This is a genomic window from Streptomyces sp. NPDC060198 (assembly GCF_042728415.1).
Classification (GTDB): Bacteria; Actinomycetota; Actinomycetes; order Streptomycetales; family Streptomycetaceae; genus Streptomyces.
This window is the reverse complement of sequence record NZ_JBHWZJ010000023.1, coordinates 1-22,805: the sequence shown is the minus strand read 5'-3', so window position 1 is coordinate 22,805 and position 22,805 is coordinate 1. Positions and strand designations below refer to the sequence as shown.

At 71.9% G+C, this 22,805-nt stretch carries 22 protein-coding genes; 8 read left to right on the top strand and 14 right to left on the bottom strand.

What is annotated here, in order from left to right; translation table 11 throughout:
• Positions 1–392: 392 nt before the first annotated feature.
• On the bottom strand, positions 393–1,286 hold the full coding sequence (locus ACFWEP_RS05690) for a helix-turn-helix transcriptional regulator (protein WP_387366041.1): 894 nt from the start codon (positions 1,284–1,286) through the stop codon (positions 393–395).
• A 214-nt stretch (positions 1,287–1,500) separates the two neighbouring features.
• On the opposite strand from ACFWEP_RS05690, the gene ACFWEP_RS05685 reads away from it, so the two are divergent.
• The 3 genes from ACFWEP_RS05685 to ACFWEP_RS05675 all read left to right on the top strand — a co-directional run bounded on the left by ACFWEP_RS05685 (position 1,501) and on the right by ACFWEP_RS05675 (position 4,199).
• Entirely contained in the window at positions 1,501–2,517 is a 1,017-nt protein-coding gene (locus ACFWEP_RS05685; protein ID WP_387366038.1) for a zinc-dependent alcohol dehydrogenase family protein, read from the top strand.
• A 99-nt stretch (positions 2,518–2,616) separates the two neighbouring features.
• A complete protein-coding gene (locus ACFWEP_RS05680) occupies positions 2,617–3,027 on the top strand; it encodes a cupin domain-containing protein (protein ID WP_387366035.1) in 411 nt (136 codons plus the stop codon).
• A 245-nt stretch (positions 3,028–3,272) separates the two neighbouring features.
• Complete coding sequence (locus tag ACFWEP_RS05675) at positions 3,273–4,199, top strand: RimK family alpha-L-glutamate ligase (RefSeq protein ID WP_387366032.1); 927 nt, start codon at positions 3,273–3,275, stop codon at positions 4,197–4,199.
• Positions 4,200–4,268: 69 nt separating this feature from the next.
• On the opposite strand, the gene ACFWEP_RS05670 is transcribed toward ACFWEP_RS05675, so the two are convergent.
• The 3 genes from ACFWEP_RS05670 to ACFWEP_RS05660 form a co-directional block, all read right to left on the bottom strand.
• Positions 4,269–4,565: a helix-turn-helix domain-containing protein gene (locus ACFWEP_RS05670; protein WP_387366029.1), complete on the bottom strand. Its 297-nt coding sequence runs from the start codon at positions 4,563–4,565 to the stop codon at positions 4,269–4,271.
• A gap of 2 nt (positions 4,566–4,567) precedes the next feature.
• Positions 4,568–5,251, bottom strand: coding sequence for a DUF2975 domain-containing protein (locus tag ACFWEP_RS05665; protein ID WP_387366026.1), 684 nt, complete (start codon positions 5,249–5,251; stop codon positions 4,568–4,570).
• 287 nt (positions 5,252–5,538) lie between these two features.
• Entirely contained in the window at positions 5,539–5,910 is a 372-nt protein-coding gene (locus ACFWEP_RS05660; RefSeq protein ID WP_387366023.1) for a VOC family protein, read from the bottom strand.
• Positions 5,911–6,194: 284 nt separating this feature from the next.
• Between ACFWEP_RS05660 and ACFWEP_RS05655 the strand changes: the two genes are divergently transcribed.
• The gene (locus tag ACFWEP_RS05655; protein WP_387366075.1) at positions 6,195–7,034 is read left to right on the top strand and encodes an alpha/beta fold hydrolase; all 840 of its coding nucleotides are present in this window, start codon (positions 6,195–6,197) and stop codon (positions 7,032–7,034) included.
• Between the two features lie 41 nt (positions 7,035–7,075).
• Here ACFWEP_RS05655 and ACFWEP_RS05650 read toward each other — a convergent pair whose 3' ends face one another.
• On the bottom strand, positions 7,076–7,621 hold the full coding sequence (locus ACFWEP_RS05650) for a flavoprotein (RefSeq protein WP_387366020.1): 546 nt from the start codon (positions 7,619–7,621) through the stop codon (positions 7,076–7,078).
• A gap of 188 nt (positions 7,622–7,809) precedes the next feature.
• Here ACFWEP_RS05650 and ACFWEP_RS05645 point away from each other — a divergent pair, with 188 nt between their 5' ends.
• Positions 7,810–8,436, top strand: coding sequence for an SMI1/KNR4 family protein (locus ACFWEP_RS05645; RefSeq protein ID WP_387366017.1), 627 nt, complete (start codon positions 7,810–7,812; stop codon positions 8,434–8,436).
• Positions 8,437–8,452: 16 nt separating this feature from the next.
• Here ACFWEP_RS05645 and ACFWEP_RS05640 read toward each other — a convergent pair whose 3' ends face one another.
• Together ACFWEP_RS05640 and ACFWEP_RS05635 are read right to left on the bottom strand one after the other, a co-directional pair.
• A complete protein-coding gene (locus ACFWEP_RS05640; protein ID WP_387366014.1) occupies positions 8,453–9,016 on the bottom strand; it encodes a hypothetical protein in 564 nt (187 codons plus the stop codon).
• 92 nt (positions 9,017–9,108) lie between these two features.
• Positions 9,109–10,509, bottom strand: coding sequence for a PLP-dependent aminotransferase family protein (locus ACFWEP_RS05635; protein ID WP_387366011.1), 1,401 nt, complete (start codon positions 10,507–10,509; stop codon positions 9,109–9,111).
• A gap of 47 nt (positions 10,510–10,556) precedes the next feature.
• Between ACFWEP_RS05635 and ACFWEP_RS05630 the strand changes: the two genes are divergently transcribed.
• Positions 10,557–11,063 carry a carboxymuconolactone decarboxylase family protein gene (locus ACFWEP_RS05630; protein ID WP_328719810.1) on the top strand — a complete coding sequence of 169 codons (507 nt, stop codon included), beginning with the start codon at positions 10,557–10,559 and terminating at the stop codon, positions 11,061–11,063.
• Positions 11,064–11,544: 481 nt separating this feature from the next.
• On the top strand, positions 11,545–13,317 hold the full coding sequence (locus ACFWEP_RS05625; RefSeq protein ID WP_387366007.1) for a M4 family metallopeptidase: 1,773 nt from the start codon (positions 11,545–11,547) through the stop codon (positions 13,315–13,317).
• A 175-nt stretch (positions 13,318–13,492) separates the two neighbouring features.
• On the opposite strand, the gene ACFWEP_RS05620 is transcribed toward ACFWEP_RS05625, so the two are convergent.
• The 6 genes from ACFWEP_RS05620 to ACFWEP_RS05595 all read right to left on the bottom strand — a co-directional run bounded on the left by ACFWEP_RS05620 (position 13,493) and on the right by ACFWEP_RS05595 (position 20,123).
• Positions 13,493–14,374, bottom strand: coding sequence for a serine/arginine repetitive matrix protein 2 (locus ACFWEP_RS05620; RefSeq protein WP_387366004.1), 882 nt, complete (start codon positions 14,372–14,374; stop codon positions 13,493–13,495).
• A 126-nt stretch (positions 14,375–14,500) separates the two neighbouring features.
• A complete protein-coding gene (locus tag ACFWEP_RS05615; protein ID WP_387366001.1) occupies positions 14,501–14,887 on the bottom strand; it encodes a hypothetical protein in 387 nt (128 codons plus the stop codon).
• A gap of 19 nt (positions 14,888–14,906) precedes the next feature.
• Positions 14,907–16,802, bottom strand: coding sequence for a hypothetical protein (locus ACFWEP_RS05610; RefSeq protein ID WP_387365998.1), 1,896 nt, complete (start codon positions 16,800–16,802; stop codon positions 14,907–14,909).
• A gap of 335 nt (positions 16,803–17,137) precedes the next feature.
• Positions 17,138–18,127, bottom strand: coding sequence for a malate dehydrogenase (locus tag ACFWEP_RS05605; protein WP_387365995.1), 990 nt, complete (start codon positions 18,125–18,127; stop codon positions 17,138–17,140).
• Between the two features lie 485 nt (positions 18,128–18,612).
• The gene (locus tag ACFWEP_RS05600) at positions 18,613–19,362 is read right to left on the bottom strand and encodes a DUF3017 domain-containing protein (RefSeq protein ID WP_387366072.1); all 750 of its coding nucleotides are present in this window, start codon (positions 19,360–19,362) and stop codon (positions 18,613–18,615) included.
• Entirely contained in the window at positions 19,245–20,123 is an 879-nt protein-coding gene (locus ACFWEP_RS05595; RefSeq protein WP_387365992.1) for a bifunctional methylenetetrahydrofolate dehydrogenase/methenyltetrahydrofolate cyclohydrolase, read from the bottom strand. The genes ACFWEP_RS05600 and ACFWEP_RS05595 overlap by 118 nt, the downstream gene beginning before the upstream one ends.
• A 237-nt stretch (positions 20,124–20,360) precedes the next feature.
• Between ACFWEP_RS05595 and ACFWEP_RS05590 the strand changes: the two genes are divergently transcribed.
• Positions 20,361–20,951 (top strand): hypothetical protein, encoded by a 591-nt coding sequence (locus ACFWEP_RS05590; protein ID WP_387365989.1) that lies wholly within the window; start codon positions 20,361–20,363, stop codon positions 20,949–20,951.
• An 82-nt stretch (positions 20,952–21,033) separates the two neighbouring features.
• Here the strand turns inward: ACFWEP_RS05590 and ACFWEP_RS05585 are convergent, their stop codons facing one another.
• The gene (locus ACFWEP_RS05585; RefSeq protein WP_387365986.1) at positions 21,034–22,677 is read right to left on the bottom strand and encodes a DUF2079 domain-containing protein; all 1,644 of its coding nucleotides are present in this window, start codon (positions 22,675–22,677) and stop codon (positions 21,034–21,036) included.
• Between the last annotated feature and the right edge of the window lie 128 nt (positions 22,678–22,805).

The following is a 22,805-nucleotide window of genomic DNA, read 5'->3' as shown; positions in this document are numbered from 1 at the left end:
CCGACAGGTCGGCGCGGAACGCGTCGTGCGCACCGGCCACGACGCCGCCGTTACGGATCGCCGGCAGGACGAGCAGGGCCGGGGGCAGCCTCACCCCGAGCAGCCTCTCGGCCTCCCGCACCGCCTCCTCCGTCAGCGGCGGCGGCTGGACTCAGCGGCGGCGGCTGGACGCCGTGCTCGCTGTCGCCCCAGAACCCGGCCACGACCTCGTCGAATCGCCCCGCGAGCGCAACCTACGCCGCGGGACGACCCCTGAGGTGACGCCGCAGCAAGGTGGCACATCGGCGCGCTCGTCGCCCATGGCGTCGCCTCCGCTCTGCGGTCACTCTGCGGAGCGGGGGGCGGAGGCGGCTCCTGGAGCGGCGCGGACGAGGGCGCCCCGACGGCTTCGTTCAGGCGATGGGTTGCCGGGCTGTGGTGTCGGCGTTCTCGGTGGCGGCCCAGGAGGCGAGCAGGCGGAGTCCCTCTTCGGAGGGTGAACCGGGTTCGGCGGTGTAGATGGTCAGGGTGAGGCCGGGCTCGGCGGCCAGGTCCAGGGTTTCGTAGGCGAGGGTGAGTGCGCCGACGGCCGGATGGCGGAAGCGCTTGGTGCCGGTGCCGTGGCGGCGGACGTTGTGGGCGCCCCAGCGGGTGCGGAAGTCCTCGCTGCGGGTGGACAGCTCTCCGATGAGGTCGTGGAGGTCTTTGTCGTGGGGGTCGCGGCCGGCTTCGCGGCGCAGGATGGCGACGGCCATGTCCGCGAACAGGTCCCAGTCGGGGTAGAAGGTGCGCGAGGTGGGGTCGAGGAAGTTGAAGCGCGCCAGATTTCCCTGGTTGTCGCGGTTGGCGAACAGGTCGGCGTAGAAGGCGGCCCCGAGGGCGTTCGTGGCGAGGATGTCCGTGCGCCCGTTGGCCACGGCCGCGGGGCCGGCGGTGATCGCGTCCAGCGTCCACTGCAGGCTGCGGTGTGCCTTCCACTGCCGGGCCGGGGTGGTGCGGCGGCGGGGGCGTGCGAGGACGTCGCTGCCGTCGGCGGCCTGGGCCAGGTGCAGGAGGTGGGCGCGTTCGGCGTCGTCCAGTCGCAGGGCCCGGGCGATGGCTTCCAGGACTGAGGGGGACGCGCCGGCCAGGTTGCCGCGCTCCAGTTTCGCGTAGTACTCGACGCTCATGTCGGCGAGAGCCGCGACCTCGCTCCTGCGCAGCCCGGGCACACGGCGTCGAGTACCGGCGGGCAGGTCGGCCTGCTCCGGGGTGATCTTGGCTCGCCGCGAGGTCAGGAACTCGCGGACTTCCTCACGGTTGTCCATGTCTTCGACGGTACGGCGTGTCCGCGGGGCGAGGGGTGCACTGCCGGTACACCTCTCACTGGTGACTCGCTCACCGCCCTGATGAGCGGTTCCCTGGAGAGCAGGACACCTCGGGCGGCGCAGCCGCCGGGGGCCGGGCCCGGCCGTTCGCGAGGAGCAGCTTCCGCGTGTGCCGGCGGTTCGGGCTCTTGCAACGATCGAAAGGATTTATCCCATGCGCGGAGCAGTGATCCACGCCCCCGGTGACGTGCGTTTCGAGACGGTGGACGAGGCGAGGATCCTCGCGCCGACGGACGCGGTCATCCGTACGGCCGTGACGTGTGTGTGCGGCTCGGACCTGTGGGCGTGGCGGGGTACGGAACCGACCGGGCAGGCGCACCCCATGGGGCACGAGTACGTCGGTTTCGTGGAGGAGGTCGGCAGCGAGGTCACCTCGGTGAAGCCGGGCCAGTTCGTCGTCGGCTCGTTCGCGACGTCGGACAACACCTGTGCGAACTGTCGCAACGGGTTCCAGTCGAACTGTCTGAACCGTGAGTTCATGTCCACCTGTCAGGCCGAGTACGTCCGTATTCCGAACGCCCAGGGCACTCTGGTCGCCACCGACGGGGTGCCGGGTGAGGAGTTCTGGCCGGGGCTGCTGGCCGTGTCCGACGTGATGGGCACCGGCTGGTGGGCCGCGGACGCCGCCGAGGTGAAGCCCGGCTCGACCGCGGTGGTCGTCGGTGACGGCGCGGTCGGCCTGTGCGGCGTGATCGCGGCGAAGGAGAGGGGCGCGGAGCGGATCATCGCCATGTCCCGGCACGCCTCCCGGCAGAAGCTCGCCCTGGAGTTCGGCGCCACCGACATCGTCACCGAGCGCGGTGCCGAGGGTGTCGCCCGGATCAAGGACCTCACCGGCGGCATCGGCGCCGACAGCGTGCTGGAGTGCGTCGGTACCGCCCAGTCCATGAGCCAGGCGCTGCACTCCGCCCGCCCCGGCGGGAACGTCGGCTTCGTCGGCGTCCCGCACGACGTCGCCGTCGACGGGCAGGAGCTCTTCTTCTCCCACGTCGGCCTGCGCGGCGGTCCCGCCCCCGTGCGCCGCTACCTGCCCGACCTCATCGACCGCGTCCTGTCGGGCCGGATCGACCCGGGCAAGGTCTTCGACCTCACGCTCCCCCTCGACCAGGTCGCCGAGGGCTACCGGGCCATGGACGAACGCCGTGCCGTCAAGGCCCTCCTCAAGCCCTGACACGCCCCCATGACCGGGCCCGTGCCACGAACCCCGCGCGGCCCCGTACCACCACACCCGAGTACCACCATTTCTCACGCTCAGTACGGAGGAGCATTCGTGCAGATCACCCGTAGCTCGGTCGACACCCTCAAGGGCCCGGCCGACTGGTTCACCGGCGACGTCTACATCGACGCCGTCGCCGCGGCCCCGGAGCCTTCCCGGGTCAGCGCCAACCTCGTGCACTTCATGCCCGGGGCCCGGACGCACTGGCACCGCCACCCCCTGAGCCAGACCGTGTTCGTCACCGAGGGTGTCGGCCTGTGCCAGCGCCGCGGCGGCCCCGTCGAGGTCATCCGGCCCGGCGACCGCGTCCTGTTCGAAGCTGACGAGGAGCACTGGCACGGCGCCGCCCCGAACCGGCTCATGGTCCACCTCGCCATCAACGAAGCAGACGCCGACCACGACGTCGTGCACTGGATGACCCCCGTCACCGACGCCGAGTACGCCGCCGCCCCGGCCACCGGCTGACACCCGTCCCGGCCCGCCGTCCGCCGCACCGCACAGGCGGACGGCGGGCCCCGCGGCGGCTCCCGGCGCCCGGACGCCCGCTTCGTTCACCGGACGGACGACGCACCCATCGGCCGACCGGGCACCGGGCGAGGAGATCGTCGACGCTCTTTGGGGTGCGACATCCCTGATTCCGCCAGGAATCCGCGCCTCCCGCGTTACGTTGCGGCCTGCTCCGACATCGAGACGGAAGAGGCGAACGGACAATGACGCGCACGGAGTTACTGCCCCCGACGGACGTGTGGCTGCTGGTGAGGGCGCTGCCGGTGCCGTTGCAGGGTGCGACCCACCGGCTGGCGGACGCCCTCGCGGCTCTCCACGGCCCGAGGTTCGCCGTCTGGCACACCAATGAGTTCGTGTTCGGCGTCCGCGAGGGGCGGTTGTTCCTGCGGACCCTGGGCGGCGCGGAGGTACCCGCCCCGAAGGTCGTCCTCGTGCGCCAGACCCCGGGCTCCATGCACCACGACCGCGAGGTGACCCTGCTGCGGCACCTGGAGCGCATGGGGTCCACCCTCCTCAACCCGCTGGCGGCGCACCTCGTCTGCCGCAACAAGGTCTGGCAGATGCAGGAACTGGCCCTGGCCGGACTGCCGGTGCCGGACACCCTCTCGTACGGGACGGCGCCCCTGGAAGGAGTGGTCCGCACTCAGGGTCTCGACACCCCGTGCGTGGTCAAGTCGGTCACCGGCCACAAGGGCAAGCAGGTCTTCCTCGCCCCCGACACCCACCTGCTGCGCGGCATCGCGGGGGCTCTGGCGCAGGAGACCCCGCACCTCTTCCAGCAGTACGTCTCGCACTCGCACGGCCGGGACCTGCGGCTGATCGTGGTCGACGGCGAGACCGTGGGCGCCGCCGTACGCACCTCCCGCAACGGCGGCCTCGCCTCGAACATCGGCCAGGGCGGCTCCGCCACCGTCTGCCCGGGCGAGTACCCGGAAGCGGAGGCGCTGGCCGTGCGGGCGGCCGGGGCGATGGGCCTCGCCATCGCCGGGGTGGACCTCCTCTTCGCCTCCGAGGACACCTTCACGGTCTGCGAGGTCAACGCGGTCCCCGGCTGGCGCCCGCAGATGACGGCGGTGATCCCCGCCATCACGGCGGGCGTCGACCGCCGCATCGAGGCGTGGAGCGGCTGAACCGGGCCGCCCCGCCGACGCTTCCGCACATACGCACCGGCCGGTCGGCGCCGGTCGGGCGCGCGCGTGTCACGCGGGCGCGGGGGGCCGGTGGCCGACGAGACCCGCCCGCCGCCCGTCCCCGTCCCCGTCCCCGTCCCCGTCCCCGACGTATGTCAGCAGGTCACCCGGCTGACAGTCGAGGGCCTCACAGATGCGGGTCAGTGTGGTGAAGCGGATCGCGCGGGCCCGTCCGTTCTTGAGGATGGACAGGTTCACATTGGTGACACCGACCCGGGAGGCGAGCTCCGCGAGGGTCATGCCGCGGTCGGCGAGCAGCCGGTCGAGGTGGACCTCGATCCCATGGCTCTCGTGGTCGTCCACCACCGTCACACCGTCCCGTCCAGATCCTCCCGCATGGCCACCCCGGCGCGCATGACGCGGGCGAACGTGAGGATACCCAGGGCGGTGAGGACGAGTGCGTAGGGCGCCTCCCAGCCTCCCAGCCAGCTGTCGGCGGTGAAGGGGTGGTCCTGGGCCAGGGTCGCCAGCAGGGCGGCGTGGGCGCCGGCTTCCACCGATTCCCCGACCAGGCAGCCGAGCAGGAGCCACCAGCCCGCGACGCGGAGGAGCTTGGCCACCCGCGTGGTGAAGACGCCCTCGCGGGAAGCTCCCTGCACCAAGCGGTTCAGCAGGAACAGCACGCCCATGAGCAGCACCCACGAAGGGAAGCCGCCGAGGAAGTCGAACAGCCGCTGCGCACCGTCGGCGTGGTCGGTGCAGTACCACGGTCGCGCCATGGCCTCGACCCCCGGCCGGGGGGCGAAGATGCTCGCGAAAGGGTCCGCGCCGTATTCCGCGCGGTCCTCGGCGCACACGGATGAGCCACCCCACATCAGGTGCGGCCGGCCGCCGATCAGGGGTGCCAGGGCGCCTACGGCGAAGCCCCCGAGAAGCACTCGGTAGACACCCCGGACCACCGTGGAGAGCGGCTCCAGCAGTCTCTTCTGCGCGCGGTCGCCGTCCCGTGACGACGGCTGGTCCTGCGAATCGGCCCGCCTGGACCTCTGCACCTCAGCGAACATCAACGCCCCCCCATATCGAATATCGATGTTATCGAGAAACGATAAGAGTGGGGGGAGTGGGGGTCAACCCCTTCTCGGATGACGGGCAGCGACGGCCGAACTCCGGGCCGGTGCCGCGACGGCGGTGCCCACTCGATGGGGAGCGGTGTCGGCGCGTGCGATCCCAGGGCGCACGAAGGCCCTGGTAGCCGGGCTACCAGGGCCTTCGTACGACGTGGTGTTCAGCTCGCGTCCTGCGGGGCGACGAGACCGGGCACCGCTTGCCGGGACGCGCTCTACGGGCGATTGCGGCAGAGGCAGAACGGGTGCCCGGCCGGGTCGGTGTATACCTGCCAGCCGTAACCGGACTCGCCGACGTAACTCTTCCGGAAGGTGGCGCCCAGCCCGGTCACCCGGCGCTGCTCTGGCTCGAACTCGTCCACCTCGAAGTCGAGGTGGAACTGCTGCGGATGGTCCTGCCCCGGCCAGCTCGGCGGCCGGTAGTCCGCCACCCGCTGGAACGACAGCTCGATGCCGTCGTTGCGCAGGTTGACCCAGTCCTCCTGACTGATGTCGGTGTTGATCTCCCAGCCCAGCACCTCGGCGTAGAACTCGGCCAGCTTCCACGGGTCGGGGCAGTCGAGGATGACGTCGGTGAACTTCAGCATCGGAGCATCATAGGTGCGGGGCCGGACGCCCGCGGTGAACAAGTCGGCTCGCTGCCGCACCGGTTCGGTGAAGATCCGGCCCCTGGCACCGGGTCGCCCGCCGGCGGGCTCCGGTCCTCCTCCGCTCCCCGCCGACGTCGCACTCTTCGACCCCGGTGAGCCCGTCTCCGCTCCTCGCCGGTGTGGTGACGACGCGTCCTCGGGGCAGACGGCCCATCGTAGGGAACGCCGGGGAAATGCCTGGTGAAGGGTGCGGATTCGTGCCGGAGAAGAGGAGGCCGACGGTGGAGTGGGAACTGCGCGAGGAGTTCGGGACGCCCGGTGGCGTCATGCGGTGGAGGCGCTTCGGCGACGGAGGGCCCACCGGTGGCGACCCTGTCGTGCTGGTGCACGGCACCCCGTACTCCTCCTTCCTCTGGCGGGACATCGCACCGGCGCTCGCCCGTACCCGCACGGTCTTCGTCTTCGACCACCTCGGCTTCGGCCAGTCGGAGCAGCGCGAGGGCCAGGACCTCGGCCTGGCGGCCCACGCGAGGAGGTTCGCCGCTCTCCTCGACCACTGGGAGCTGTCCTCGCCCAGCGTCGTCGCGCACGACATCGGCGGCGCCGTGGCCCTGCGGACGCTGCTGCTGGAGCGGCGGAACTACCGGGACCTGACCCTCTTCGACGCGGTGAGCGGCGGCGACTGGGAGCGGGGGCTCTTCCGGCTCTTCCTGGAGCACACGGAGGTGTTCGAGCAGCTGCCGGAGTACGCGCACGAGGCGCTGGTCGCCGCCCATCTGCGGCACGCCACGCACGTCGGCTTCCGGCCGGGAGTCCTCGACGCGTACCTCGCGCCGTGGCGGGGTGCCGCGGGACAGGCCGCGTTCTACCGGCAGTACAGCCAGATCAGGCAGGCGGACACCGCCCCGTACGAGGATCTGCTCGGCAGCATCTCCCTTCCGGTACGGCTCATCTGGGGGCGGGAGGACCGCATCCTCCCGCCGGAGTACGCGCGATGGCTGCACGAGCGCGTGCCGCACGCCGAACTGCACTGGATCGAGGGCGCGGGCCACCTTCTCCAGGAGGACGCGGCGGGGCAGCTCGCGGCCCACCTCACCTCCGGGTTCCCCGCGAAGGCGTGAGCCTGCCGCCACGGGCCACGCCGAGGGGGGGAGCGCCGCACCTACGCGTCCGCAGGGGCCCTGCGCGGGCGGAGCAGGTCGAGCACCTCGGTCCAGCCGTACGCATCGCGCCCACCGGCCGCCTCAGGCTGATGCGGTACGTAGCCGCCGACCAGGACACCCATGGAGCGGAGCCGGTGCAGGCTCTCCTCGTACGCGGGGTGAGCGGCCTGCGCCGCGTTGACGTAGGGCTGCACGGCTACGGGGATGCCGAGCCCGTACGCCTCGCAGAGGATGCCGAGCGCCAGGGTGTCGGAGATACCGGCGGCCCACTTGTTGATGGTGTTGAAGGTGCCGGGCGCGACCGCGATGGCATCGGCCGGCGGCAGCGGCTGCGTGCTGCCGGGACGGCGCCACGCGGAGCGGATCGGGTAGCCGGTCTGGGCCTCGACGGCTTCCTGATCGATGAACCCGAGCCCGTTCGGGGTCGCGATCACGCCGACCCTCCACCCCTCGGCCTGCGCTGCGGAGATGAGTTCGCCCACGCCGTCGGCGATGCCGGAGGCGCAGACGACGACGTAGAGGAACGGTTCGTGGTGCTCGGTCACGCCTGATCTCCCCGCTGTCGGCCGGTTCCGGGTCGGTACGGCCGGTCCCGGTACAGGAGGGGCGGGAACGGCTCCGGCTGCGTGCGGCCAAGTCTGCCCTGCGGCCCCCGGGTCGGTGAGGGGTTCGCCGTACGCCTTCGGAAACCCTCCCGGGCGCCAGCTCGCGCCATTCGCCTATCCTCACCCGCATGGCGACGGACTGGGTGGCGGAAGCCGGGCGGCTGGGCCGGGGGCGCCGTCCCCACGATCCGGTTCCACCGCCCGCGGCCGGGCGGAATGGCTCTCCGCCACCGCTCTCCGAGGCGGACGTCCGCTCGGCCGAGGCGGAGTTGGGGATCACGTTCCCCGAGCAGTACCGGGAGTACCTGCTCCGGGAGAGCGCCGGTGGCGTGGTGAACCGGCTGCGGTGCACCGCTGCGGGCTGGGGCTGGGACGGGGATCACCACACCAGCCTCGCCCTGCTCTCCACCGCCTTTCCGCATCCGGACTCCTGCCGTGCCCGCGAGGAGGAGCTGGACGCCCGTGAGCCCCGGCCGGAGGACTTCCCGGACCCCGGCGCCCACGAGGCGGCTCGGGCGCGGTGGGATGCCGAGTACGAGGCGTTCCAGGAGTACAGGACCGCCGGAGCGGTGTACATCCAGGACAACGGCTGCGGCTTCTCGACGCTTCTCGTGGTCACCGGTCCGCACCGGGGCACTCTGTGGTTCGACGGCCGGGCCACCTGCGACCGGATTCTTCCGTTGAACCTGGACGGCGGGCCGGTGTCGTTCGTGGAGTGGCTCGACCGGAGATCCATGGACCTGCTCGGCTGGTGAGCACGCCGGCCTCCCGTCACTCCCCGGCCGGGGCTCCGGGTCGCGTCATGGTCATCCCGAGATCCTGGCGCATCCCCTCGCGCAGGGCGACCAAGCGCTCCCACAGCTCCTCGATCTGCCCCTCCAGGGCTTCGGGACCGTCGCCCGGGTCCGTCGCACCGGTGTCCAGCCGCACGACATGGCGATGGATCCTCTGCAGGGCGCCGTTGACCCGGCCGGCCAGGCCGTGGACCTCGTCGGAGGCGAGGATGTTCACCTCCGCGTGGTGGGCGACGTACGCCCTCCAGCTCTCGTGGAGCGTGTCACGGCACGGACCGTCCACCGCGCCCGTTCGCCGCAGGTCGGCCGCGCAGGCCGCGAGGGCGTCCCGGACCGAGCGGGACGCGGCGTTGAACCGCACGTAGACGGCCTGCCGTTCGGCGAGGAGGCGGTCGTCCCGGGCGCGTGTCAGGTCCTCCTGCCGGTGGCGCTCGACGCGCTCCTGCTCCCGCTGGTGGACCCGCTGCGCGTGGCGTTGCGCGAGCAGCACCGAGACCAGCGACACCGCGCCTCCGATCACCGCCGCCGTCAGTGTCAGCATCGCCGCACCCATCGCGCCACCCCCTGCGACCGCCGTCGCCGTCAAGGTAGCCGATCCGCCCTCCGGCGCGTCCGGCCCTGCGGCCGTTCACGTCACGGCAGTACCCGGCACAGTGCGTCCAGGGTCCCCTTCCAGGCACTGTCCGAAGGCGATCCGTAGCTGATGACCAGCGCGTCCCGCTCCCGAGCGGCGTCCGGGTGGCGGAAGTAGGAGAGGCCCTCCAGCGCCAGCCCCTGGAAGGCGGCGGCCGAGATCACGGATCGCTCGGTGCCCTCGGGGAGTTCGAGGACCGCGTGCAGCCCCGCCGCGATGCCGCTGATCCGGATCTCCGGGGCCCGATCGGCCAGGGCGGCGACGAGCTGGTCGCGTCGGCGCCGGTAGCGCAGCCGCATGGCGCGCACATGACGGTCGTACGCGCCCGAGGCGATGAACTCCGCGAGGGTGAGCTGGTCCAGGGAGCCGGTCGTCCAGTCGGAGAAGCCCTTGGCGTCGGCCAGTTCCGCCACCATGCCGGCAGGCGCCACCATCCAGCCCAACCGGAGTCCCGGAGCGAGGGACTTGCTCACCGTGCCGATGTGGACGACGCGGTCGGGGTCGAGTCCCTGGAGGCTGCCGACCGGCTGGCGGTCGTAGCGGAACTCGCCGTCGTAGTCGTCCTCGACGATCAGCCCGCCCGTCGCACGCGCCCAGTCGACGACCGCCACCCGGCGGTCCGGATGCAGCGGCACCCCGGTGGGGAACTGGTGCGCGGGCGTCATGAGTACGGCCCCCGCCTCGGGCCTGTCCGCCAACGCGCCCACCACGGTGCCGAGTCGGTCCACCGGCACGCACGGCGTGCGCAGTCCGGCCCGCGCCAGGGCCGTACGGTGGAAGTCGAGTCCGTACGAGTCCACGGCGACCTCGCGCACCTCACGCCGCGCCAACACCTCGCCGACCAGGCGCAGTCCGTGGATGAAGCCCGAGCAGATCACCACGCGTTCCGGGTCGGCGTACACCCCGCGCGCCCGGCCGACGTACTCCGCGACGGCGGTGCGCAGTTCGGTGCGTCCGCGCGGATCGCCGTATCCGAATGCTTCGTCCGGCGCTTCGGTGAGCGCGCGGCGGGACGCGCGGAGCCATGCGGCGCGCGGGAAGGAGGCCAGGTCCGGCTGGCCGGGCATCAGGCTGTACGTGGGCAGCCTGCGGGCCGGCAGGGTCCTGCGGGCGACCGGGGTCCCGCCACGCGGCTCCGCCCGCCGCGCGACACGGGTCCCGGAGCCCTGGCGGGCGGTGAGCCACCCCTCGGCGACCAGTTCCGCGTAGGCGTCGGCCACCGTGTTCCGCGCGATCCCCAGGTCGGCGGCGAGCGCCCGGGAGGACGGCAGTCGGCTGCCGGGGGTCAGCCTCCCGGTGCGGACGGCGTCCCGCAGCGCCTCCATCAGCCCGTCGCGCAAGCCTCCGGCGTGCGGCTCGATGTGCAGGTCGGCGCCGAAAGTGGCCCATGAATCCGTCATGGAAATGGACCATAGTCCGGTGCCACCCGAGCCGTAGCGTGGTGGGCATGACGACACGGAGCCACACCCACGCCACGTCCGAGTTCACCCCCGAGCACACCCCGCGCCTCAACTGGGCGGAGCTCGCCCCCGACGTCTACAAGGCCATGGTCCGGCTGGACGCGGCGGCCCGTAAGGGGCTCGACCCCGTCATCGGCGAGCTGGTGAAGATCCGCTCCTCGCAGCTCAACCACTGCGCGTTCTGCCTGGACATGCACACCAAGGACGCCCTCGCGCAGGGCGAGACCGTCCAGCGGATCGTGCAGCTCAGCGCGTGGGAGGAGTCGAAGCACTTCTACACGGAGAAGGAGATCGCGGCGATCGAACTGACCGAGGCGATCACCGTCGTGACCGACGGGTTCGTGCCGGACGAGGTCTGGGAGAAGGCCGCCAAGCACTTCGACGAGACCGAGCTGGCCCACCTGGTCGCCGCGATCAACGTGATCAACGGCTGGAACCGCTTCGCCGTGAGCACTCGCATGGTCCCGGGCCACTACACCCCGGGCGCGCACTGACCCACCCCCGGCACCCGCCGCACCGGCCCGCCCGGCACGCACGGACTTCCGGGGGACCTCCCCGGGACGCCCCCGGTCGGTGAGTCCGGCCGGTACGTCCGGTCGGTGAGTCCGGCCGGTACGTCCGGGACGCCCCGCTGGCTACGGCCCGCGGGGCCTTTCCCTGCCCGGACCCTCGGCTCAGGGCGTGCGTCGAAAGTCCCGCCCACACCACCGGCCGACGCCCCCAGCCGCCGCAATCAGGGAGCACCACCACAAGTTCGGCACCGAATTGCCTGCCACACCCTGCGGGCCACTCGCCGCCCGCAGCCAACGGGCCCTGAAACGGCGAGAAATGTCATCGCCCTCCTGGGGTCCGCAGGGCAACCCTGCCGACCCGAAGCATCCGCGTCCGTGACACCCTCCATGGCATGCTCTCGCCAGCGCCCCGCCGTTTCCGGCGGGGCGCGCCGAGTTGAGTCCCGGAAGGACGAACCCGCAGATGCCCTCTCCTCTCATATCCAGGCTCACCCTCGCATTGACGCTCACCACGGTGGCTTCGGCCTCGATCACGGGCACCGCCGCGATGGCCTCCCCCACGCCGAGCGGCCCGCAGGCGGTTCCGGCCCGGGGCGCGATCGTGAGCGCCGCGCGCTCCGCGGCCTTCTCGCACGCCGCCACGACCGGACTGACCGGGCTGAGCGGGCTGGTCGCCACGGACGTCATGGCAGACCGGAACGGCCGGCAGCACGTGCGCTTCTCGCAGACCTTCCGGGGCATTCCGGTCGTGGGTGCCGACATCGTTGTCCACCTCAGCAGCTCCTCCGGGTACCTCGGCGTGACCCGCGCCGCGGACAAGGCGGTCTCGGTGCCGACGGTGGCGGCGAAGGTCACCACCGGTCAGGCCCGCGCCAAGGCCGCCTCGGTGGTGTCGAACGGCTCCGCCGCGGCTCCCCGCCTGGTGGTGCGTTTCCATCAGGGCGCGAGCATCCTCGCCTACCAGGTGGGGGTGTCCGTGGGCGCGGACGCCGCGACCGCCCGCTCCGTGCTGCTCGACGCGGTGACCGGCAGGGTGGTGAGCGACGCGGCGGCCCTGGACGAGTTCATCTCGCCCAAGCTGGAGAGCAAGCTCCTGGCCCTGGGCGAGCGCGCCAGACCCGCCAAGACCACGACCGCGCCCTCGTTCGCCCCCGCGGCCAGGCGGTTCGTCGCCTCGTACCCCGCCCCGGCGGTGGGCACCGGCGCGTCGATGTACGACGGCACGGTGACCCTGAACACCACACAGACCGCGGCGTCCTCGTACACCCTCACCGACACGACCCGCGGCGGCGCCCAGGTCAAGAACGCCATGAACAAGTCCCTGTCGGAGTCGAGCGTCTTCACCGGATCCAGCGTCATGACCGACACGGACGACAAGTGGGGCAACGGCACCACGTCCGACACCAACACCGCCGGAGTGGACGCCCAGTACGGGCTGACCTCGACCTTCGACTTCTACAAGAAGACCTTCGCCCGCAACGGCGTCAGGAACGACGGTGTCGGCCCGCACGGCGTCGTCCACTACGCCCGCAATTACGGCAACGCCGGGTGGAGCGACGGCTGCTGGTGCATGGTCTACGGCGACGGCGACGGCTCGACCTTCACCAAGCCGCTGACCCAGCTGGACGTCACCGGGCACGAACTGACGCACGGGGTGGTGGCGTCCACGGCCGGCCTGGAGACCGACTACGACTCGGCCGGCAACCAGATCGGCGAGGCGGGTTCGCTCAACGAGTCGCTGGCCGACATCTTCGGCTCCGCCGTCGAGTTCACCACCAACAACCCGACGCACGCCCCCAACTACCTGATGGGCGAGCAACTGGGCCTCGCACAGGGGTTCCTGCGCCGGCTCGACCACCCGTCGCTGGACAAGCTGGAGGGCGCTGTCGACTACTGGAGCACGAAGGCTCCCAGCACGGAGGTGCACGCGGGCTCCGGCGTCTCCTCCCACGCCTTCTACCTGCTGGCGGAGGGCAGCGGGAGCAAGACCATCGGTGGCGTCTCCTACAGCTCGGCGACCTACGACGGTTCGACGGTGACCGGCATCGGCCGCGACAAGGCGGTGGCGATCTTCTACCAGGCGCTGACCCGGTACATGGTCTCCAGCACCGACTTCCACGACGCCCGCACGGCGACCCTGCAGGCCGCGGCGGACCTGTACGGGCAGAGCGGCACGGAGTACGCGGCGGTGAACAAGGCGTGGGCGGCGGTGAACGTCACCGCCGCCAACGGCTGAGCGCAGCCCCCGACCGGTCGCCCCGACCACTCCCCCGGTACGACGGTGACGGCCCGGCCGTCCCGTCGTGACCGCCGCCCGCCCCCGTACCCTCGGACATGCGCCCCGAGGGGCGCGGGGGCCACCGCCGCGCCGGAAACGCCCGATGGGCCCACCGCTTTCGTCCGCCCCGGAGTCAGAGCGCCGGTCCCCGTGGGGCGAAGCCGGCGACCGCCTCGGCGAGGATCTCTTCGTGGAGCGGCCACTTCGTGTCGGGTGCGGCGACCAGCAGGGCGTACAGCCTGCCGTCCGACGCGGTGAACACCCGGTCGATCACCTTGCGGCGGGTACCGGTCGCCTCGTGGTCGTACGCGTAGACCAGCTCGGCCGCGTCGCCGCCGTCCGGGGAGTCCACCGCCCCGACGCTGATCTCCTGGAACCCGGGGCTGGTCCTGCGGCTCTCGGAGGCGGCGTGCGCCGCGTCCAGGGCGCTGGTGAACCCGGTGACCTGCCAGACCTGGAGCAGCGAGGTGCCGTCCGCCGAGGTGTAGTAGACGCCGTGGTCGTCCTCGGTGCGGTCCTGCCACTCCTCGGGCACGGTGACGGTGAAGCCGCCCGGGTCGTCCACGGCCGTGTACCCGGGGCCTGCCGCCGCCGAGGTCTCCTCGTCGGTGGGGGCCGGTCCCTCGCCGGTCGGTTCGGCGGGGGGCTCCTCACCGGTGCCCTGCCCGTCGGCCGCCTCCGTCACGGGGGCGGAGTCGGAGGCCGACGCTCCCTGCGTCACGGGGTCGGGTTCCTGGGCGAGCGTGAGCCAGAGGGCGGCCGTGCACGCGGCGAGCACGCCGACCGTGAGACCGGCGGTCAGCGGGGTGAAGCGTTGCCACCAGGTGCTGTCGCCCTCCTCGCCGGCAGCGCCGCCGTCCCTGGGGCCGACCTCGCCGACGAACCCGCCGGGGAAGCCGTCCGCGAATCCGCCCCGCCCGTCCGGACCGTGGACGTACCCGGACCGCGTCGGACCGTCCGACACCTGCGGGGGTGCGAGCGGCGGCGGGCCCGGCGGTAGGGACGGGTACCCCATCGGCGGACTCGGGGCCACCGGCGGGGAGTCCGGCAGGGGTGGTGGGGCGGCCCGCGGAGTGTGCTCCCCGGTCTCCCACCTCTGTGTCTCGTCGTTCCAGCGCGGTGCGCCGCCCCCGGTCATCGGTCAGCCTCCCAGCAGGGCCGCGAGCTCATGGCCGACCGCGACACCCGATGCCAGCGTCGCGACGAAGGCGCCGGCCGCCTCCATGGCGTCGCGGAGCCGGACGAGCCGTCCGGGTTCGGCGGCGCCGCCGGTCTCGATCTCCTCGGCCACGACGGCGAGTTCGGTGTCCAGGCGGCCGGTGGTGTCCGTCGCGACGAAGCGGGCGAGGTCCGCGCGCAGCTCCTTGACCGTACGCAGCAGTTCCGCCTGGTCCTCGGCGACCGGCACGCTGTTCTGGTTCTGCGTCACGGTGTTGTGGTCGCCGATGGCGAACGCACTGCCCGTCACGGAACCGATGCGTACACCGGCCGGCGGTCCCTGCTGTCCTTCCGTGCTTTCCATGGTCATCTCCCTCCGGTGGAGCGGGTCACTTCTTCGGGCCCTCGGCGGCGAGCGGCGAGGACGGTCGGGGGGACGACGCCGGCCTGCCGGCGTCGTGATCCGGTCCCGACCGGGGCGCACCGCCCGCCCTGGAGTCCGGCGCCGCTTCGGGGGCGTCGCGTCGCTCCGCGCGCGTCCGGTTGCTGGTGACGGTGTTGTGGTCACCGACGCCGATGGCGCTGTCGACCGCGGACTCGATGAAGACGCCGCCCGCCCCCACTTGGATGATCTTCTGCTCGAACTCGTCGGTCTGCCAGCCGGCTTCGCGCAGCGCCAGCCGTACCCCGCTCGTCACCCGGTCCTCGATGCTCTTGAGGTAGCGGTCGACGTCCATCTCCTGGAAGAGCGCGGCCCCGGTGTCCGAGGCGAGCTGCCGGACCGAGAGTCCGGGCCCCTCGGGAAGCGCTCCGCCGAAGCCCTCGGTGAGCTGGCGCCGTACGCCGACAGCTGTCCTGAAGAGCGTCGTCAGGGACGCCACCAGGGAGTCGGGCACGCGGGTGGCCGCCCAGTACGCCTTGCCGAACCAGCTGTTGTTGCGGTGCTGGTGGGCGATCTGGTCCGCGTCCCGGAAGTACGGCAGCAGCGGCGTCAGTATGTGCGGGGCGACCTCCAGCATCAGCATCCCGCCCTGGGTGTGGACCCGGACGAAGACGGTGACGACGACCTCTTCGCCCCAGCCTCCGACCCTGATCCGCAGGAAGTGGCGACGGCCTTCGCCACCCTCCTCCAAGGCGGCCCGCCGGTGCGCCTCGAACCCCTCGGGCCCGTACGGGGCGTCCTGACGCCTCGGCAGCCCCCGCACCGGAAGGAAGACGCACTCGTCGACCTGGAGTTCGCGCAGCCGGTCTCGCACGGCCTCGGCGGCCTGCGGCGATCCGTGCGGGGACGGCACCCGCAGCCCTTCGAGCAGCGGCACGATACGGCGGAGGATGGTCGCGTTGTCGAGGGGTTCGGCCTCGGTGTCCGTACGCGAGCGGAGCTCGACGGAGAGATTCCACGCACGGCGGGTGTCGCCACTCCCGCAGAACGGATCGGCCTCGTTGTACATGATCAGCGGGGAGTGCTGCTCGACGCGGATGCGGTCGCGCAGCCGGCGGAACCGGCCACCCGCGGACCGCTCGGCCGGGTCGGCGGAGAGGTCGGCGAAGTGCTGCGGAGCGAGATGGGTGCCCATCACCCGGGCCCACTGGTCGCGTTGGACGACGAGGAGGGCGGCGATCCCGGCGAAGGCCAGCAGGCAGAGCCACGGCAGCGAGGTGGGCATGCCCTCCAGGAGTCCGGAGAGGAGGCCGGGCCCCAGGACGAACACGCCGAGGAGGCTGCCGGAGAAGTCGGCGTCCGACCCGTACGAGCCACTGGAGTCGTAGGAGTAGGAGTCGCCGTCGTCGAACCAGTCGACGGTGCCGCCGAAGAGGGCGCCGACGACGACCACCAGGAACGCGACGAGGAAGAAGCGCCCGTACCAGCGCATCAACAGGGCCGGGAAGACCCGGTAGAAGGGCGGCTCCCCGGCGGTTCCCCGTACGGCACGGGCGAGACCGATGTAGACGGCCGCCATGGCCGGCAGGAGGAAGACGCCACGGGTGACGTAGACCGCCAGCACCCAGCACGCCAGGACGCCCGCCGCCCACCGGAGCCGGGTCCTCTGCGCCCACAGGGCGTGCGCCAGGACGCGGGTCGCGTCGAAACCCGCGGACGGGGCGACGATGCGGTTCTCCTGGACGTAGAGATGGTCGATCACCGCGTCGCGGAAGCCCTCGTCGTGGTGGACCCCGGCGCAGAGCAGTCGGCAGGCTTCGCTGCCCGACGGATGCACCGGCGGCCTCGCGCGCGGCTCGTCCCCGCCGGGGGGCTCCTGCGACGGCACGGAGGTCACGGACACCGGCACCCCTTCGATGAGCAACCCGTGTCATTGGCACGGGTGTTGCAGATGGGAAAGGACGCCAATGTAGCGGGCGGTGGAGTGGCGGTGCGAGGTGATTGTGCGTCACGAGAGGGCCGTGCACGCAACCTTCACGTCCGCGCGTCGCAGCCCCTCCCCGCAGCCCTTTGCCGCAGCCCTTTCCCACAGACCCACCGCGGAGCCGGAACACGACGGAAACGGGCCACGGCGGGACCGGGACGCACGGGGAGCGGCCCGCGACGCACGGAGCGCCCGCACGGCCGATGCCGTACGGGCGTTCCGGAAGCCGGTGGGAGCCGGGTGGCCCCTCAGGCTCAGATCAGGCCGAGCTCGCGGACCGCGTCGCGCTCCTCGACGAGCTCCGCGACCGACGCGTCGATGCGCGCGCGGGAGAACTCGTTGATGTCCAGGCCCTGGACGATCTCGTACGAACCGTTCGCCGTGGTGACCGGGAAGGACGAGATGATGCCCTCGGGGACGCCGTAGGAGCCGTCCGACGGGATGCCCATCGAGGTCCAGTTGCCCTCGGCGGTGCCGTTGACCCAGGTGTACACGTGGTCGATGGCGGCGTTGGCGGCCGAGGCGGCGGAAGACGCGCCACGGGCCTCGATGATCGCCGCGCCGCGCTTGGCGACGGTCGGGATGAAGGTGTCGGCCAGCCACACCTCGTCGTTGACGACCTCGGCGGCGTTCTTGCCGGCGATCTCCGCGTGGAAGATGTCCGGGTACTGGGTGGCCGAGTGGTTGCCCCAGATCGTCAGCTTCTTGATGTCGGAGACGGCGGCACCGGTCTTGGCGGCCAGCTGCGAGATCGCGCGGTTGTGGTCGAGGCGGGTCATCGCGGTGAAGCGCTCGGCCGGGACGTCCGGTGCGGCGGCCTGCGCGATGAGCGCGTTGGTGTTGGCCGGGTTGCCGACGACGAGGACCTTGATGTCGTCCGCGGCGTTGTCGTTGATGGCCTTGCCCTGGGGCTTGAAGATGCCACCGTTGGCGGAGAGCAGGTCGCCACGCTCCATGCCCTTGGTGCGCGGGCGGGCGCCGACGAGCAGCGCGACGTTGGCGCCGTTGAACGCGGCGTTGGCGTCGTCCGTGATCTCGATGCCGCGCAGCAGCGGGAAGGCGCAGTCGTCGAGCTCCATCGCGGTGCCCTCGGCGGCCTTGAGACCCTGCGGGATCTCCAGGAGACGCAGGTTGACCGGCACGTCCGGGCCGAGCAGGTGACCGGAGGCGATGCGGAAGAGCAGCGCGTAGCCGATCTGGCCGGCCGCGCCGGTCACGGTGACATTCACGGGAGTGCGGGTCATGGCGATCTCCGTTAGACAGCTGGCGGTGGGGGCTCATGGCCCCTGGAGCTGGACATCTCCTGAATCTTGATGTGAAGAGATATCCGTCGGTCAGGCTATCCGACCCGGGCCACGCGGACCGCCCGCCCCCCTGTGTCACGGCCCACAGAACCTCCGTACCGACACCCGGGGATCGGCACGTCCGGCCGGGAAGAGAGCGGGCGCGGCCACCCGTGCAGGGTGGTCACGAGGCGGTCGCACAGCGGTCACACAGTGCCGGAATGGTCACTTCCGTGCCACAGGGAGCGACCGTTCCTTGCCCCGCCTGATCGTGTCCATGACTCTTGGAGCGGGTCGCGGACGGCGCTCGCGTCGCCGCCCGCCGGGGCAGCACTGCCCCGCCCGCCCCAGGTGTCCGTCCCTGTCGGGGGAAGGGACGGACACCCCGCGGGCCACGCACCAGGGGCTCCGCGCGAACGACCGTCCGTCCGTCCGGGGTCCGGCCCTCAGCGGATCGTGAAGTGGACCGCGTCCTCCAGGAACGGGACGTCCAGCCACGGCTTCGGCTGCGCCATCAGCGCGAGCAGCACGATCAGCGCGCCCATCACCCCGTACGTGACCAGGTCGGTGAACCGGGACCGTACCGCCAGCATGCCGACGGACGGGACCGCCCAGCGCAGCACGGCCCCGGCCAGCAGGGCCACCCCGATCAGCAGGGAGCCGATCCGGAAGGCCTCGGCGAACGGGTCGGTGGCCACGATCAGCAGTCCCAGGGCCGCCGTCACGAGCACCGCGAGCAGCGGCCACTGGCGGGCGGGTGCGGGGGCGTCGCCCGACGCCGCCCGGCCGCCGCCCTCGGGGCGGGCGGTGTCGCGGGTCAGCGTGAACCGCCAGGACCGCCGGGGCGTCGCCGAGGACGCGTCCTGCGGCGCCACGGCCTCATCGGGCTCGGCGGCGGATCCCCCGGCTTCCCCCGCTGTCCCGGCGTGGTCCGCGTCGCCCGGGTCCCGCGTTTCGCGGCGGGCAGGGTCTGCCGGGCTCATGGCAGCAGCCATCGGGTTCCTTCCGGTCTGCGGGAACGGAGTCGCGAACGGTCGGGCGACCGGACTCACGAGGGCGGGGGTCGTACGCGCCGGGGTCAGCCGGCTGCCGGGGCGTCGGCCTCGGCGGCGGCACGCTCGGCGGCCTCGACGACGTTCACCAGCAGCTGCGCGCGGGTCATCGGGCCGACACCGCCCGGGTTCGGCGAGATCCAGGCGGCGACCTCGGCCACGCCCGGGTGCACGTCTCCGACGATCTTGCCGTTCTCGTCACGGCTCACGCCGACGTCCAGCACGGCGGCGCCCGGCTTCACGTCCTCGGGCTTGACGATGTGGGCCACCCCGGCGGCGGCGACGATGATGTCGGCCTCCTTGAGGTGGGCGGAGAGGTCGCGGGTGCCGGTGTGGCACTGGGTGACCGTGGCGTTCTCGGACTTGCGGGTCAGCAGCAGCGGGATCGGGCGGCCGATCGTGACACCGCGGCCGACGACCACGACGTGCTTCCCGCCGATCTCCACGCCGTGGTGGCGGAGCAGCTGGACGACGCCCTGCGGGGTGCAGGGCAGCGGACCGGCCTCGCCCAGGACGAGGCGGCCGAGGTTCATGGGGTGCAGCCCGTCGGCGTCCTTGGCCGGGTCCATGAGCTCCAGCACGCGGTTGGTGTCGATGCCCTTGGGGAGCGGGAGCTGCACGATGTAACCGGTGCACTCGGGGTTGGAGTTGAGTTCGCGGACGACGTCCTCGATCTCCTCCTGGGTGGCGGTGTCGGGGAGTTCGCGCTGGATCGAGCCGATGCCGACCTGCGCGCAGTCACGGTGCTTGCCGTTGACGTACCACCGGCTGCCCGGGTCGTCCCCGACGAGCAGGGTTCCGAGGCCGGGCGTGATGCCCCGCTCCTTGAGGGCCGCCACGCGGACGGTCAGTTCGGACTTGATCGCGGCTGCGGTGGCCTTGCCATCGAGAATCTGGGCAGTCATGCCCCCATCCTCGCGGATGAACCCACCTGGGTACCAATTCGGGTCCGGTGAGCGGACGCACCAGGTTGCACTTGCACAACTACTACGCCAATCGGGTGGACAGGAACCGGCCAGCAGGACGACGATAAGGCGCGCAGCAATGCGGACCGTGCCGGGGGGACGAACCGTTCGTTTGCGCAGCAAATCCTCCGCGCGGGCCGTACCGTCCCCGCATCGTCACAACGGAGGAATCTCGCCATGAGCTTCGGCGACCCCAACAACCCTTACGGCCAGCAGCAGCCCGGCGGTCAGCAGCCCGGATACGGCTACCCGCAGGCCCCGCAGGGCGCGCCCCAGCAGGGCTACGGCTACCCCCAGGCGCCGTACGGCCAGGGCGGGTTCCCGGCCGGCCCGACCGAGATGCCGGGTGGGGTGAAGGCGGCCCGCGTGATGCTCTTCGTGATGGGCGGCCTCAGCATCATCGGCGCCATCCTCTTCGCGATCAGCGCGGGGGCCGTCAGCGCCGCGAAGAACGACGCCTCCCTCCAGGAGGACGTCCAGTTCCAGCAGCTCGCCGACTACTCGGGCGGCGTGCTGTGGGCGATCACCGTCTTCGCGGTGGTGTGGGCGGTGCTCGCCATCGTCCTCGGCGCGAAGTTCGGCAAGGGCGGCAGCGGCCTGCGCGTCACGACCATCGTCTTCGGCGTGCTGACGGCGATCCTCGGCATCTACCCGTTCATCGTGGTCGGCCTCGTCTACACGGTGCTCGCCATCCTCGTCGTCGTCTTCGCGGCCAACAGCGACGGCAGCGCCTGGTTCAACCGTCACAAGCAGCCTCAGCAGTACTGACACCCCGGCGCGACCGCCGACGCACGAAGGCCGTGACTCCGCCGTCCGCGGGGCACGGCCTTCGTGCGCGTCCGGACCGAGGTCAGCCCGCCGGGATCCGTTCCACCACGACGATGCTGCCGGTGCGGAGCTTGAGCCGGTACGCCGCCTCCGGGTGCAGCTGCGTCGCGTACACGGCCGGGTCCTGGATCGACCGGGCCCAGCCGGCGTCCAGGTCGAAGGCGACGATGTCGGGGGCCGTCCCGGGCGCGCCGCCGATCCAGTAGACCGTCCGGTCGGCGGTGAGGTGCGCCATCAGCGCGATGTCGGTCTCGACGCGCGTGCCCACCGGGATCGCGGCCATCGCCTCGCGCGCCGCGTGCGTCCCCGCGTCGGCGCGGTAGGTCTCCGGACGCAGCAGTTCGCGCAGCGGCAGGTGCTGGGTCATCGCGAAGGCGATGCCCACGGTCACCGGGACGACGGCGTTCCCGAAGGAGACGAGCCAGGGCCTCGGGGACGTACGGCTGCGGCGGACGCCGTCCGCCATGGCGAGGAAGACCACCGGCATGAGGACGGCGCTGTAGTGCCAGACCATGCCCCAGTGGTTCGGGTCCTGGGAGAGCAGCCGCCAGCCGAGCGTGGGCAGGACGAGCAGTGCCAGTGGTGAACGCAAGCCCATGAAGGCGGTGATGCCGAAGAGGAAGACCAGCATCTCGATCTTGACGGACGAGTCGAACGCCCCGAGCACCACGTCGAGGGTGGAGACGTGCTGTTGGCCGTCGGTGTCGATCTTCTTCCAGTAGTCGTAACCGCCCGCACTGCTGGCCGCCGGTATGAGGACGAAGACGGTGAGCACGAAGAAGCAGGTTCCGGCGACCGCGAGCAGGGTGCCCTGGAAGCGCTGCCCCAGGACGAAGAGGACCAACCCGACGGCGGCCACCGTGATACCGAGATCCTCCTTGACCAGGACCAGCGGCAGGGCCCAGAGGACGGCGGCCGACCAGCGCTCGGTGAGCAGCGCCCGGCAGACCAGGGCGATCAGCGGGACCGCGAGGGCGATCTCGTGGAAGTCGGACTTCACCGCCTCCTGGAGCCCCCAGGAGAGGCCGTACGCGACCGTGACCCAGGGCCCGTAGCGCCCGCCGAGGACCTGCTGGACGGTACGTCCCACGATGACGGCGGAGAGCGCGAACAGGGCGGCCTGCGCGAACAGCAGGGCGACGGCGGACGGCCAGATCCAGTAGAGCGGGACGAGCAGCGCCACCGCCGGGGAGAAGTGGTCACCGAGGATCAGGTAGCCGGGGCCCTTGATGTCGACGACTGGCGCGTGGAACCCGGCGTACGCCCGGACCTCCTGCTCGAAGATGCCGAGGTCCCAGGAGGGCGAGTCGAAGCGGGCGTACTGGAGGTAGGCGTAGAGGAAGTACAGGGCGCAGAGGACCGCGCCGATGATCAGGTACGGGCGCAGCGGGACGCGACCGGGCCGTTCCTCGGGTGTCGGCGTTTCGGAGGCCGGTGCCTCGGAGGGCGGTGCCTCGGGTGCCGGCGCTTCGGAGGCCGGTGCCTCGGAGGGCGGTGCCTCGGGTGTCGGCGCTTCGGAGGCCGGTGTTCGCGGCTGCGGATCGTCGTCCCCGGAGTGCCCGGGGTGCCCGGGGTCCGTGCCGCGCGTCTGCTGAGCCGGGACGGACCAGCTGTCTCCGGTACGGCTCCGCTCGTCGCCTCCCGGGCCGGGCGCCGCTTTCCCCATCCGCAATGAATTCACCCACCGGTTCGCATCGAGTCGTGCACGCCGATCGGAGGGTCTCGCGGATCGGGCGGCCACGCGGATCGCACGGCCTCGCACACCCTTCGGACAAGCGATCCATTAGAACAGAG

Coding starts and splice junctions, on each gene's coding strand:
- ACFWEP_RS05645 (WP_387366017.1), top strand. CDS start 7,810: ATGGCGACGGACTGGGTGGCGGAAGCCGGGCGGCTGGGCCGGGGGCGC.
- ACFWEP_RS05595 (WP_387365992.1), bottom strand. CDS start 20,123: ATGACTGCCCAGATTCTCGATGGCAAGGCCACCGCAGCCGCGATCAAG.
- ACFWEP_RS05635 (WP_387366011.1), bottom strand. CDS start 10,509: ATGACGGATTCATGGGCCACTTTCGGCGCCGACCTGCACATCGAGCCG.
- ACFWEP_RS05630 (WP_328719810.1), top strand. CDS start 10,557: ATGACGACACGGAGCCACACCCACGCCACGTCCGAGTTCACCCCCGAG.
- ACFWEP_RS05690 (WP_387366041.1), bottom strand. CDS start 1,286: ATGGACAACCGTGAGGAAGTCCGCGAGTTCCTGACCTCGCGGCGAGCC.
- ACFWEP_RS05605 (WP_387365995.1), bottom strand. CDS start 18,127: ATGACCCGCACTCCCGTGAATGTCACCGTGACCGGCGCGGCCGGCCAG.
- ACFWEP_RS05590 (WP_387365989.1), top strand. CDS start 20,361: ATGAGCTTCGGCGACCCCAACAACCCTTACGGCCAGCAGCAGCCCGGC.
- ACFWEP_RS05620 (WP_387366004.1), bottom strand. CDS start 14,374: ATGGGGTACCCGTCCCTACCGCCGGGCCCGCCGCCGCTCGCACCCCCG.
- ACFWEP_RS05640 (WP_387366014.1), bottom strand. CDS start 9,016: ATGCTGACACTGACGGCGGCGGTGATCGGAGGCGCGGTGTCGCTGGTC.
- ACFWEP_RS05615 (WP_387366001.1), bottom strand. CDS start 14,887: ATGACCATGGAAAGCACGGAAGGACAGCAGGGACCGCCGGCCGGTGTA.
- ACFWEP_RS05675 (WP_387366032.1), top strand. CDS start 3,273: ATGACGCGCACGGAGTTACTGCCCCCGACGGACGTGTGGCTGCTGGTG.
- ACFWEP_RS05625 (WP_387366007.1), top strand. CDS start 11,545: ATGCCCTCTCCTCTCATATCCAGGCTCACCCTCGCATTGACGCTCACC.
- ACFWEP_RS05685 (WP_387366038.1), top strand. CDS start 1,501: ATGCGCGGAGCAGTGATCCACGCCCCCGGTGACGTGCGTTTCGAGACG.
- ACFWEP_RS05585 (WP_387365986.1), bottom strand. CDS start 22,677: ATGGGGAAAGCGGCGCCCGGCCCGGGAGGCGACGAGCGGAGCCGTACC.
- ACFWEP_RS05660 (WP_387366023.1), bottom strand. CDS start 5,910: ATGCTGAAGTTCACCGACGTCATCCTCGACTGCCCCGACCCGTGGAAG.